12 protein-coding genes are annotated in these 13790 nt (G+C 32.8%); all 12 read left to right on the forward strand.

Translation table 11 applies throughout. The features are described from left to right. Positions 1 to 4: 4 nt before the first annotated feature. The gene (glgX, locus tag X927_RS09960; RefSeq protein WP_103077920.1) at positions 5 to 2164 is read left to right on the forward strand and encodes a glycogen debranching protein GlgX; all 2160 of its coding nucleotides are present in this window, start codon (positions 5 to 7) and stop codon (positions 2162 to 2164) included. A gap of 17 nt (positions 2165 to 2181) precedes the next feature. Next, positions 2182 to 3846 (forward strand): formate--tetrahydrofolate ligase, encoded by a 1665-nt coding sequence (locus tag X927_RS09965; protein WP_103077921.1) that lies wholly within the window; start codon positions 2182 to 2184, stop codon positions 3844 to 3846. Positions 3847 to 3928: 82 nt separating this feature from the next. Then, positions 3929 to 4744: a bifunctional 5,10-methylenetetrahydrofolate dehydrogenase/5,10-methenyltetrahydrofolate cyclohydrolase gene (locus tag X927_RS09970; protein WP_103077922.1), complete on the forward strand. Its 816-nt coding sequence runs from the start codon at positions 3929 to 3931 to the stop codon at positions 4742 to 4744. A gap of 2 nt (positions 4745 to 4746) precedes the next feature. Continuing rightward, a complete protein-coding gene (locus X927_RS09975) occupies positions 4747 to 5919 on the forward strand; it encodes a MalY/PatB family protein (protein ID WP_103077923.1) in 1173 nt (390 codons plus the stop codon). Between the two features lie 28 nt (positions 5920 to 5947). After that, positions 5948 to 6823 (forward strand): L-serine ammonia-lyase, iron-sulfur-dependent, subunit alpha, encoded by an 876-nt coding sequence (sdaAA, locus tag X927_RS09980; protein WP_103077924.1) that lies wholly within the window; start codon positions 5948 to 5950, stop codon positions 6821 to 6823. A 53-nt stretch (positions 6824 to 6876) separates the two neighbouring features. Continuing rightward, on the forward strand, positions 6877 to 7566 hold the full coding sequence (gene sdaAB / locus X927_RS09985) for an L-serine ammonia-lyase, iron-sulfur-dependent subunit beta (protein ID WP_103077925.1): 690 nt from the start codon (positions 6877 to 6879) through the stop codon (positions 7564 to 7566). Between the two features lie 71 nt (positions 7567 to 7637). After that, positions 7638 to 9407 (forward strand): phosphohexomutase domain-containing protein, encoded by a 1770-nt coding sequence (locus tag X927_RS09990; RefSeq protein ID WP_169925233.1) that lies wholly within the window; start codon positions 7638 to 7640, stop codon positions 9405 to 9407. A gap of 29 nt (positions 9408 to 9436) precedes the next feature. Next, the gene (locus X927_RS09995) at positions 9437 to 10333 is read left to right on the forward strand and encodes a tyrosine-type recombinase/integrase (RefSeq protein WP_103077927.1); all 897 of its coding nucleotides are present in this window, start codon (positions 9437 to 9439) and stop codon (positions 10331 to 10333) included. Positions 10334 to 11054: 721 nt separating this feature from the next. Then, entirely contained in the window at positions 11055 to 11408 is a 354-nt protein-coding gene (locus X927_RS10000; protein ID WP_211287861.1) for a nucleotidyltransferase family protein, read from the forward strand. Next, positions 11405 to 11746, forward strand: coding sequence for a HepT-like ribonuclease domain-containing protein (locus tag X927_RS10005; RefSeq protein WP_103077928.1), 342 nt, complete (start codon positions 11405 to 11407; stop codon positions 11744 to 11746). Before X927_RS10000 ends, X927_RS10005 begins: the two co-directional genes overlap by 4 nt. Before the next feature lie 53 nt (positions 11747 to 11799). Next, complete coding sequence (locus tag X927_RS10010; RefSeq protein WP_103077929.1) at positions 11800 to 12405, forward strand: TetR/AcrR family transcriptional regulator; 606 nt, start codon at positions 11800 to 11802, stop codon at positions 12403 to 12405. Positions 12406 to 12416: 11 nt separating this feature from the next. Further along, a complete protein-coding gene (locus X927_RS10015) occupies positions 12417 to 13775 on the forward strand; it encodes a D-alanyl-D-alanine carboxypeptidase/D-alanyl-D-alanine-endopeptidase (protein WP_169925234.1) in 1359 nt (452 codons plus the stop codon). Positions 13776 to 13790 lie beyond the last annotated feature (15 nt).

Raw genomic sequence — 13790 nt, forward strand, 5'->3', positions numbered from 1 at the left:
CATTATGGAAGGAACAAAAATAAGTGAAAAAACAAAGTTTAACGTAAGTAAAGGATTCCCAGTTTTAGGTACGTCTATCGAAAAAGGTGGAGTTAATTTTGGTGTTTTTTCAAGAAACGCTATATCAGTTATTTTGGAGATATATGAAAATTACTATGATGAAGAACCAATGTTTAAATATGTTCTCGATAAAAAAGAAAATAGAACCGGTAATATTTGGCATGTTTTTGTTGAACAAGTAAGAGCCGGAATGTCTTTCGGTTGGCGTATGAATGGCCCCTACAAACCAGAGAAAGGATTTAGATTCAACAAAAACAAATTGCTTTTAGACCCTTATGCCAAAGTTATTGGGGGAACGTTAGATTTTACAGAAGAGTCTATTTTTGGTTATAATAAAAATGATCCGAAAAAAGACCTTAGTTTTTCCACTTTGGATTCTGCAAGATCTCAAGTCAAATCCATCATTTGGGATAGTCGTGAATACAATTGGAAGAACGATGAGCATCCACGTTATACACTAAACGACATAATTATTTATGAACTGCATGTCAGGCTTTACACGATAAATCCAAATTCTCATGTAGAACATCGAGGAACTTATAAGGGAATCGCGGAAAAAATAAATTATTTAAAAGATTTAGGAGTAAACGCCGTTGAACTAATGCCTATTTTTGCTTTTCCTTTGAACGATAATCCCAACGTTAATCCTATAACTGGTGAAAAATTAAAAAATATATGGGGTTACAATCCGGTTAATTTTTTTGCTGTGACGAGTAATTACAGATATGGTGTAAAAATTGGGGAGGAAATAATCCAGTTTCAGGATTTAGTTTTTGAATTACACAAAAATGGAATAGAAGTGATATTGGACGTTGTCTTTAATCACACAGCAGAAGGAAATGAATTGGGACCAACTCTTAATTTTAGAGGTTTAGAAAACTCCGTTTATTATCTTTTGAACAAAGATAACCCAAGATATTATGAAAATTTTTCAGGAACTGGGAACACTATTAATTCAAGCCATTACGTAGTGAAACAAATGATTTTGGATAGTTTGAGATATTGGGTTTCTGAGATGCATGTAGACGGTTTCCGGTTCGATCTCGCTTCCATTTTAGGGAGAGATTCAAAAGGAAATTGGATTGGTGATCTGTCTTTGTTAAAAGACATTGCTGATGATCCTATCTTGGCAGGAACTAAACTCATAGCGGAAGGTTGGGATGCTGCTGGAGGATACTACGTTGGTGATTTTCCTACTGGTTGGGCAGAATGGAATGGAAAGTTCAGAGATACGGTAAGAAGATTTGTAAGAGGCGATAATGGTGTAGTTTCAGATTTAGCAACAAGAATAGCTGGAAGTCCAGATCTTTTTGAAAAAAGAGGTAGAAAACCTTACCATAGTGTCAATTTTATTACTTCTCACGATGGATTTACTATGTGGGATCTAGTTTCCTATAACAATAAACACAATGAAGCTAATGGGGAAAATAATCGTGACGGAACAGATGCAAATTATAGTTTCAATTACGGATTTGAAGGAGAGACTCACGATGAAAATATAATAAAACTCAGAAAACAACAAATTAAAAATTTTATAACTATATTAATGGTTTCCCAAGGGTTACCTATGATTTTAATGGGTGATGAATTCTGTAGAACTCAATTTGGTAACAACAACGCTTACTGTCAAGATAATCACATTTCATGGGTTGATTGGAGCAGAAAATTAAAATTCAATGATATTTTTAATTTCACAAAAAGTATGATCAATTTTAGAAAAAGTCATTGTGCTTTAAGAAGAGACCGATTTTTCACGGGAAGGGATCTAAGTGGTGATGGAATAGCAGACATAACTTGGCATGGAGTTAAGCCTTTTAAACCCGATTTCGGATATTATTCTCACAGCCTTGCGTTCATGATAAGTGGCGATGACTATATTCAAGGATGCAAAGAAAAAGACAGTGATATATACGTAGCCTTAAATGCTTTCATAAAAGATCTACAATTTGAAATTCCAAAATTGCCAAATGGAAAAAAATGGTATAGGGTAGTGGATACATCCCAAGAATCGCCCAAGGATTTTCTCTTAGAACCTTCTATAATTCAAGATAATTACTACACAGTACATTCAAGGAGCTCAATAGTTTTAATTTCAAAAAAATAAAAAGGAGGAGTTTTTCAATGCTTTCTGATATTGAAATTGCAAGATCTGCAAAACTCAAAAAAATTGATTTAATCGCAAACGAACTGGATATTCCAGAGGAGTACTACAACCTTTACGGTAAAAACATCGCCAAAGTTTCCCACAAATATTTGAATGAACTTAACTTCAAAAATGATGGTAATTTAGTAATGGTCACTGCTATTACACCAACCCCTGCTGGTGAAGGAAAAACTACTACAAGTATCTCACTATCCATGGCTTTAAACAAAATCCACAAAAGATCGATAGTAACGCTAAGAGAACCTTCTTTGGGTCCGGTAATGGGTATAAAAGGTGGAGCAGCAGGAGGAGGGTATTCTCAAGTCCTCCCTATGGAAGACATAAACTTACATTTTACAGGAGACATTCATGCTATTTCCTCAGCACATAACCTGGTGTCTGCAGTTTTAGACGATTATATAAAGTACAACAAATGTGACATAGATTCAACCGAAGTCTCTTGGCCTCGCACTATGGACATGAACGATAGGGCCTTGAGAGAAATAATAGTTGCCTTGGGTGGAAAGAAAAACGGTTATCCTAGACAAGATGGTTTTATAATCACCGCTGCTTCAGAAATAATGGCAATACTATGTTTGGCAGAAAATCTTGAAGATTTAAAGAAAAAATTATCTAATATAGTAGTTGCACGAAATAAAAAGAGAGAGCCAGTGACTGTAAAAGATTTAGAAATTACAGGTGCTCTTTCTGTATTGTTAAAAGATGCGATTAATCCTAACTTAGTTCAAACAATAGAAAATACACCTGCTTTCGTTCATGGTGGACCATTTGCAAATATTGCCCATGGGACCAATTCTATTTTAGCAACAAAACTTGCTTTGAAGCTTTCTGATTACGTTGTAACAGAAACAGGTTTTGGTTCTGATTTAGGAGGAGAAAAATTCTATGATTTTGTTTCTCCAACTTTTGGTTTAAAACCATCAGCAACGGTTTTGGTAGCTACGATAAGGGCTTTAAAATACCACGGCGGGCAAAACCTAAAAGATTTGAATACACCAAACCTTGAAAGTTTAGAGAAAGGGTTGCCTAACTTACAGGTTCATGTTGAAAACCTAAAAAAGTACAATATTCCTGTGGTTGTTTCTTTAAATAAATTTTACTCAGATACGGATGACGAAATCAATATGGTAAAAGATTATTGCGATAAATTAGGTGTAGAAGTAAGTGTCAACGAAGGATTTGAGAAAGGTTCAGAAGGTGCTATAGACTTAGCTGAAAAAGTGGTAAAAGTTAGCGAGCAAAGATCCGAATTGAAAAGTATTTACGATTTTGAAGATCCTTTAGAAGTGAAAATAGAAAAGTTAGCAAAAAATATCTATCGTGCTGCCAAGGTTGAATATTCTTCACAGGCCTTATCAACAATAAAATTTTTGAAAAAATACGGATACGAAAATCTCCCTATAATTGTAGCAAAAACCCAGTATTCTATATCCGACGATCCTAAAAAACTTGGATTTCCAAAAGATTATACATTCACAATACGCGATTTCGAACTTTCCGCGGGTGCTGGTTTCATTGTGGCATTGGCTGGTGATATATTGAGAATGCCTGGACTTTCAAAAGTTCCCAATGCAGTAAATATGGATATAGACAATGAAGGAAACATATCCGGATTGTCATGAATATTCTAATAGAAAGATACGAATTTAGCCTCATTTCATTACACAAAGAGCTATATCAATTGCTTTTAGGGGGTATCACATTATGTTAATTGAAGTAAAGGATATTATTAATGAAATAAAGGCAGAAATATCATCACTTAAAGAAAAAGTTCCTTATGAACCCAAACTAGTAAGTTTAGTTGTTGAACCCGATGAATCTACCACATCTTATCTTAACTCTCAAAAAAGAAATGCAAAAAAATATGGAATCAACTTAGAAATTGTTGAAAGTAATGATTTGATTAATGATCTAAGAAAATATAATGAAGACGATGATACTGATGCGATCTTTATTGCAAGACCTTTAAAGAAAGGGTACACTGAACTAGATATAGCAAAATATATCAATCCAGAAAAAGATGTTGAAGGGGTAAGTTTACATAACATTGGTTCTATGTTTTACGAAAAAGAACTATTTGTACCTTGTACAGCAGAAGCAGTGGTGAAAATAATAGAAGATACGACCGACGTTAGAGGAAAGAATATTGTTATTCTTGGAAGAAGTACGACGGTAGGAAAACCAGCTGCAATAATGCTTCAAAGACATGGAAGGGATGCCACTGTTACGGTCACACATACAAAAACTAATAACTTAAAAGAGGTAACCAAAAAAGCAGACATTTTGGTTGCAGCAATAGGAAAGGCTAATTTCGTTGATAGGAGTTTTGTAAAAGAAGGAATGATCGTGATTGATGTGGGGATTAATGTATTGAATGGAAAGATAGTAGGTGATGTAGATAAAGATATCTCAGAAATTTGCAAATTAACACCTGTACCCGGTGGAGTAGGAAGTGTTACAACAGCTATCCTAATGAGAAATGTTTTTAGAGCGGCTAACAATAAAAAGGGAGATTTATAATCTTGAAATACAATTTTGACGAAATTGTGGACAGAAAACCAACAGAATCAGTAAAATGGAACGGTGTAAAAAAACTTTATGGTAGAGACGATGTTATTCCAATGTGGGTAGCGGATATGGATTTTAAATCTCCACCTGACGTAATTGAAGCTTTAAAAAAACGAGCAGAACATGGGATATTTGGATATCCAATGTTAGACGATTATTATTTTGACCCTTTTATAAATTGGATCGAAACCAGACATGGTAGTGAGGTAAAAAAAGAGTGGATAGTGACTACTGACGGTGTGGTTGACGCTTTAAAAGTAGCGATACTTGCCTACTCCAAACCAGGAGACAACGTTGTAATTCAAACACCTGTTTATTATCCTTTTTATAATATCATCAAATCCAATGGCCGAATGATAATAAAAAATTCTCTAAAATTTGAAAACAGAAATTATAGCATGGACTTTGATGATTTAGAAAAGAAATTATCACTCAAAAGAACGAAATTATTCATCTTATGTAATCCACACAACCCGGTTGGAAGAGTTTGGAAACGGGAAGAATTAGAAAAGCTACTTCAATTATGTGTTAAACATAACGTTATCTTGTTATCGGACGAAATACATTCAGATCTGGTATTTTCTCCCAACAAACATATTCCAATATTTTCGATCTCACAAGATATAAAAGAGAGTTCTTTAACTTTTTATGCCCCAAGTAAAACCTTTAATTTGGCTGGTTTAAAAGCGTCATTTGTTGTTATTCCAAATGAACAATTACGAACAGAATACAAAAACGTGATCGAGAGCCTTACAAGCGATAATTTAAATATCTTTGGAATGGTTGCAGCTAAAGTTGCTTACGAAAGAGGTAAAGATTGGCTTGATGATTTACTAAATTACTTAAGGGGTAATATTGATTACGTATACGATTTTTTCAATGAAAAACTACCTAAAATAAAATTACAAAAACCAGAGGGGACATATTTAATGTGGTTAGATTTTAGGGCATATGGAGATGAACAAAAAGTCAAAGATATACTCGTAAACAAAGCAAAAGTTGGTTTAGAAGAAGGTAGCATCTTTGGAGAAGAAGGTAAAGGCTTTTTTAGAATGAATATTGGATGCTCTATATCTATTTTAAAAGATGCATCCAACAATATTTATAATGCTTTTAAAGATTTATAAAAGTAGAAAAAGTAAGAGGGAGGATTTAATGTATCATTCTGCAAAGCAACTACTAGAACTTTGTGAAAAACAAAAAAAGCCAATCTATCAAGTAGTTATAGAAGAAGAATCCAAATCATCTGGTTCAGCTCCTGAAATGATTTTTTCACAAATGAAAGAAATTTTATCCGTCATGAAGCAATCCTCTCAAAGTACCTTGAATAAAAAGGTACCTAGTTTATCAGGAATGATGGGAGGAGATGCCCAACAGGTTAACAAATATCAAAAAGATGGTAAAACTCTTTTAGGGGTTATTCCTAATAAAGCAATGGCTATGGCCCTTTCAACCGCAGAAGTCAATGCCTCTATGGGAAAAATTGTAGCAGCTCCCACTGCAGGCTCTTCTGGCATACTGCCAGCAGTCTTGATGACTCTTGAGGAAAGTTTACATTTGAATGAAGAGGATTTGATCCATGCCCTACTTGTAGCATCAGGGATTGGACGAGTTATCGGTCAAAACGCAACCTTTTCCGGCGCTGAAGGGGGATGCCAAGTAGAGTGTGGTTCAGCAGCAGCTATGGCGGCGGGAGCTGCAGTGTTTGCTTCAGGAGGAAACAATGAACAAATCTTTCATGCAGCCTCTATTGTACTCATTAATATAATGGGGCTGGTTTGTGATCCCATTGCTGGTTTAGTAGAATTCCCCTGTATTCTGAGAAATGCTTCAGGAGCTATAAATGCCTTGTCTGCCGCAGATCTAGCTCTTGCGGGGGTAAAATCTTTGATACCTTTTGATGAAGTGGTAAAAGCAATGTACAAAGTAGGAAAAGCTCTTCCAGAAAGCTTAAGAGAAACAGGGCTTGGTGGTATAGCAGGTACTCCAACAGGTTGTGCTATAAGAAACTCTCTGCTTAAGAATGATTAAACTTTGTTACTTTCATTGCAATAATATCAGAAAGATAAAGAAAGGGATATCATATGAAAAACTTTGGTATTTTCGACGTAATCGGTCCCGTTATGATTGGTCCTTCTAGTTCTCATACTGCTGGTGCTGCTAGAATTGCTCTAGTAGCCCGAAGGATAGCTGGGGTAGGCTATCATCATGTGGATTTTTTTCTTCATGGTTCTTTTGCAGCTACTTACAAAGGCCATGGAACCGATAAGGCTCTTGTTGGAGGAATATTAGGGTTTGAACCTAGTGATCTACGCATTAAGAATTCTTTTTTTCATGCCAAAGAGGCTGGAATTACTTATAATTTTATTCCTGTTAACTTGGAAGACGTCCATCCTAATACCGTAAAAATTGAATTTCATTACCCCGATGGCAGTTGTTTTTATGTAATCGGTTCTTCTATCGGTGGAGGAAATATTGAAATCACTAATATTAATGGTACCTCTGTTATTTTTACTGCAGAAAATCCTACTTTACTTTTTAGATACAAAGAGCAAAAAGGAATGATTGCTTATATTTCCAATGCTTTGTACTCCAAAGGGCATAATATTGATTTAATGAGAACAATCAAAGAAGACGATGAGGTTCTTCTTATAGTTGAATTAAATGAAAGTTTAGATTCTGAACTCTATGAATCTATCCAAAACGGAAAGACTTTTTTATTTAGCAAATATATTTATGTACCCATTTCAAAAATAGGTAAAAGCAATGATTAAATAGAAGTTAAATGTCTTACTATTGAAAGTTTTAGAAAATAGTCAAATGCTTGCTTTTACAGTTTCCAAAAATGGTAAAAAACGCAAAACTAAGGAGGAAATTAAATTTGAGAGATTACAAAAAAATTTACTATGAATGGTTAAATAATTCATATATTGATGAAAAAGCAAAAGAAGAATTAAAAAGTATTGAAAACAATCCTGAAGAGATAAAAGAAAGATTCTACAAAGATCTCGAATTTGGAACAGCTGGATTGAGAGGAAAACTGGGTATAGGTTCTAATATGATGAATATATACACTGTAGGTAGAGCATCTCAAGCCCTTGCTGATTATATAACAGACTTCGGTGAAGAAAGAATGAAGATGGGTGTTGTGATAGCTTACGACGTACGCCACTTTTCAAAGGAGTTTGCAAAAGAATCTGCATTAATCCTTGCGGCAAATGGTATAAAAGCTTATTTATTTGACGATATTAGGCCCACACCCGTTTTATCCTTTGCTGTCAGATATTTAAAAACTACTGCTGGAATAGTCGTTACCGCTAGTCATAATCCGAAAGATTACAATGGTTACAAAGTTTATTGGGACCAAGGGTCTCAAATATTAGATGATGTTGCCAATGGAATAGTAGAAAAGATCGAAAAGATAGGATACGATTTTAGTAAAATAAAAAAAATAAAGGAAGAGGAAGCAATTAACAAGAATTTACTTCAATATATTTCAAAAGAAGTCGATGAAGAATACATTCAAAGAGTTGAAAGTCTGGCGTTAAGGGACGAAGATTTAGATAAAAATATAAAAATAGTTTACACACCTTTGAATGGAACATCAAATAATTTTGTCAGAAGGGTACTTAAAGATAGAGGTTTTAAAAATGTATTCATAGTTAAAGAACAAGAACTACCCGATCCAGATTTCAAAAGCGTTGCCAACCCAAATCCAGAATACGAAGTAGCTTTTGAAGAGGCAAAAAAATTAGGTTATGAAAAAAATGCCCAATTACTTTTAGCAAATGATCCCGATGGAGATAGAACCGCTTTAGAAATTTTACATGACAACAATTACAAAATGTTAAACGGTAACCAAGTTGGAGCTCTTTTGGTTAATTATATACTGGAAAGTAAAAGTGAAAAAGGAAGTTTAGAAGATAACTCTGTTATCATAAAATCAATAGTTACAGGAGATCTCACAAAAAGAATTGCAAAAAAATATGGTGTATCCGTTCTTGAAACGCTTACTGGATTTAAAAATATTTGTGGGAAAGAAAACGAATTAGAAAAAGAAGGCAAGAGTAAGTTTCTCTTTGGTTTCGAAGAAAGTATTGGTTATATATACGGCACCTTTGTGAGAGACAAGGATGGAACTATTGCTTCTATGCTTATATCAGAGATGGTTGGATACTACTCTAAAAAAAATAAGAATTTAATTGACGTACTAGAAGATATTTATCAGGAATTTGGTTACGAGTTGGAAAACAATTATTCTCTTGTGCTTGAAGGAGTTGAAGGCCAAGAAAGGATCAAGCGAATAATGGAAAAGTTTAGAAACAACTTCCCCAAAGAAATGGGGAATCTCAAACTTGAACAATACGCGGATTATTTAAAAAGAAAAATATACAATTTAACAACAGGCGAAATTAGCGATATAACCGATATACCTTCTTCTGATGTTTTAAGATTCTGGTTTAGCGATGGTTCATGGTATGCAATTAGGCCTTCCGGAACAGAACCAAAACTTAAAATATACATATATTCAAACGATAAAGAAAAAGAAAAATCAAAAGCAAAGCTCAATTTAATTAAAAATATCGTTGATAATATCATAGAACATGTTGTTTAGCGTTTCACACCTTGTTGGGGGAAAAAACTATGATGGATATAGATAATACGTCAGACTCTATAAAAGATAAAGACAAAATCGAAGGATATATCTCAGAATTTTTATCATATCTGAAATTCGTCAAGCGAAGGGCAGACTCAACCATATATGAATACAAAAAAATATTGAACAATTATAAAAAATTTGTTCAAATTTATGGTCTTACCCGAGGATGTTTTCTAAAATATCTTGAAGAGATCTCAAATCTATCACAAAGAACCATAAAACTTAGGATAGTTGTTTTAAAATCCTTTTTGAACTATCTATACGAAAATGGAGAAATATCTGGTAAAAAATATTGGAAAGATGCAAACGCAAAAATTCCAAGTGACGTTCCCAAAGGCTTGACAGAAAGTCAAATCAAAGTTTTTTTCTCCGTTATTGAAGATAAATTTGACAAAACTTTTTATTCATTATTATTAAAAACGGGTTTAAGAATTTCAGAAGCCTTATCGTTAGAAAAAGAACACATTATTTTTTACGATGATCATGCCGAGCTTGTTATAAATGGGAAAGGAAACAGAGTAAGATATCTAAAGATTTCAAAACAATACGCAGAACAATTAGTAACCTTTGCAAACGGTAAAAAATACATATTTTCAAATGACAACGATGTTCCAATAACTTCTAGAACTATGGAGAGAAGATTTCAAGATTACGTTATAAAAGCCAACAAAAAGATCGATCAATTAAGGATTAACGGTTATAACAATATAAATTATATCAACGCAACCCCCCATGCTTTAAGGCACACATGCGCAAAAAGGCTTTTAAACTCAGGGAAAAATTTGGAAGAAGTTCGATACATACTTGGACATACGACCATCTCAACTACAGGAATATACGTTAGATCTGATAGTCATAGTTCAGTGCTGGATCAAATATAAGATTACAACTTTAAAGTCACCTTTCAAAAAGTTCCCCAACTTAACGGGGAACTTTTTAATAAAGAAAAAAATATTTTTGTTGTTTATTATATGTTTAACTTTACATTGTATAATAAGATCTATAAGGGTATAATATATTTACTATTAAGAAAGTGCTTCCTATTAGATATAATTATATTTAATATAAAATTATATCTATAACGTATAATAAAATATATAATGTATATATACTCTTTGAAAATTAAAATATAACAAAACAGATCAACAATAAATTAATGATTCAAATTTTTCCTGTGACAAATAAAAAAGTAGAGAATTTATTAAAAATTAGAAAAGAAATTTCTGTCGGAAAACCTAAGTTTTCCGACAGAGTGAGTTAAACAATCAAATAATACGAATTCTAACCTATGAAATCCTTTATTTATGCTAATTACAAACTACCTCTTTGTAAGAAGCCATGAGAGCCTTTGAAGTTTTCAATAAATATAAAAAACTAATATCTTAAATTTAATTCTCTAAATTAAGCGTTTTACGAAGACCCTTTTCTTTAGAAAGTGTTAGATAAAAATTTTCACCAACAATTTAAATGAAAATTTAACCTTTTCCCTTTTACTCAGGAAAACCATTTATATACATTGCATATTTATATCATTTTGTATATATTAACGAATCTATATATATAAAAGTTTCTTCTCTTGCTCAAAGAATGTTATAATATAAAATGATTCATAAAGTTGATACTGAAAAGGCAAAAAATGAAGAAGGTGAAATACAAATGCAAAGTTCAAATTTGGAAGAAATAATTCAAACTCTAAGGAGTTTAAAGAAACAGATAAAGGAAAATTACAAGGCTGAAATTATAGGAATATTTGGGTCTTACGCCAGAAGAGAAGAGAAAAGAGATAGTGATTTGGATATAATAGTTAGATTCGAAGAAGGTGCAACACTGTTCGATTTGGCAGGATTATCAATTTTCTTACGGGAAAAACTTAATGTTAAAGTTGATGTCGTTTCAAATAAAGCTATAAGAGAAGAGTTAAAAGATGAAATATTAAAAGAAGCTATATCGATATGAAAAGAGATTACACTCTTTTTTTAAAAGATATAATTAATGCTATGTCTTCTATCGAGGAATTTGTTCAAGGAATGAGTTTTGAAGAATTTTCAAAGGATGACAAAACTTTTAGTGCTGTTGTAAGAAAATTCGAAGTTATCGGTGAAGCTACAAAAAACATTCCAGATAGCTTGAGAGAGAAGTATCCCTATATTCCATGGAATAGTATGGCTGGAATGAGAGACATATTAATACATGCCTATTTCGGTATTGATTGCGAATTAGTATGGGAATCAATAAAGAATGAAATACCAAGGATAAAACCTGAATTAGAAAAAATAATTAAAGATATAAAATAAAGGTATAAAATTGTGAGATACTTCAATCAAATTTTATAAGTTGGAGAAGATTAATGGCTAAAAGGCAAAAACCTTCTAAAAAAAATACACAATATAAGATTGAAAAGTTAATCGATTTAGCAAAGGGGGAGCTTCTCAATCACGGCATCACTAACTTCAATTATGAAAAAGTTATCTACGATGCCAAACTCAGCAAATCGACTGTTTATAAAAAGTTTGGTAAAAAGGATGAATTCATAATTTTTGTTATTAAGAACTTATTAGATGATTTCTTTATTCCCTTTAAAAAATACGTTGATGATTTTAACACATTCCAAGAAGTCCTTGATTACTTATCCAATCTAAACTTTGACGTTCAATCTCTGATGAAAGAGTACCCCATAGATGATCTTTTTGAACATCCCGAGATTACTTCAGTCATAAATGATTACTACTATCAACGGTTTGGAAAGGTAATCACTGATAAGATCGCTGAATTTCAAAAAGCAGGGCAGATAAGAAAGGATATTGAAGCTAAATACATCTTAGAATTTCTTACCTCTGTTACCAAAGGTATGGGTATGATGCTTAAAGATCATGATTTCAAGGAAGTTATTAATAATTACAGAAAGTTAATTGAAACAGCCCTAGCTTACAAAGCAAATTCTGAAAAGGAGTGAACAGTATTAAATTGAAAAATCACTTAAGATCCAGTAAATTTTTTGACGTCTTGAGTCTCACAATCTTTATTATAGTTTTTTTTAACTTTAGTACGATTGCCATCGCCGCTCCAATTTCTAGTAGAGTTCCAATTGATAGAGATGACGAAGATTCCTCAAAAATACAAATAATAGAACCATCCAAAATAGCTGAACCTGAACCCAAACCTAAACCTGCTCCCTCTATAGTTCCCCTAGAAACTCCACCTATAACTCCTCAAATCCAAAATGAACTAATTTCACAACTGAAAACTTTTCAAGGATTTGTTGGATTTGAATTGAGAGATCTTTCTACCAATGATGTTTTTATTGCTTACAATTCTGAAAAGTTATTCATCCCTGCCTCAAACACAAAATTACTTACCGCACTTGTTGCCTTAGAAAGTTTGGGAGATGACTACAAATTTGAAACCAAAATATACCATACAGGGGAAATAACAAATAATTTCAGAGGAAATCTATATATAAAAGGATATGGAGACCCTGTCTTAACTTCTTTACAATACAAAGAAATACTAAAAAGGGCAACGGTGGATAGAGGAATAAAAACGATATATGGCGATATAATTTTCGATTATTCTTTTATGACAGAAGAAGGTTTTGGAAGAGGCTGGATGTGGGATGACCCCCAACCACAAATAGCTGCGATTAATATTTGGCAAACAAGCTATGAATCTTTTAAATATAAAACAAATTATGAAATAAGGGATTATATAACCTTTCTTACAACATTGTACTTACAAGAAATAGGTGTCGAATTTTGGGGAGAAATAAGGTATGAAGAAGTACCTTCTAACGCTAATCTACTGTACACAAATTATTCCCCACCCTTAACAGATATAATACAACAAATGTTGGAGATTAGCGATAACCAGATTGCCGAACAGCTTTTTAGAGATCTTGGCGCTATTTACGGTAACGGAGAAATAGAAGATTCCGAAAATCACTTTAAGAAAGTCATCAAAGAAACCTTAGGATACGACACAACCGATTATGTAATTAAAGATGGCTGTGGATTATCTATGTACAACTTAATTTCCCCAAAGATGTTGGCAGATACTTTATTTTATCTATATTCACAATACCAATCTAAATTTTTAGATTACTTAGCATCGCCATACGAAGAAAGTACTCTTGAAAAACGTTTTAACTTTGAAATTTATGCAAAAACCGGAACTTTGTATTACGATTCTGCCATCAGTGGAATTTTCAAATCAAAAAGTGGAAAATATTATATTTTTAGCTTAATGGAAAACAACTTTCCTTTAGATGTTCAAAAGGTGAAAGAGTTTGAAAATTCAATAATCAACTATCTCTATGAAAACTTATAATGACAAAAGGGGGAA

The organism is Petrotoga mexicana DSM 14811 (assembly GCF_002895565.1).
In the GTDB taxonomy this organism is placed as follows: Bacteria; Thermotogota; Thermotogae; order Petrotogales; family Petrotogaceae; genus Petrotoga; species Petrotoga mexicana.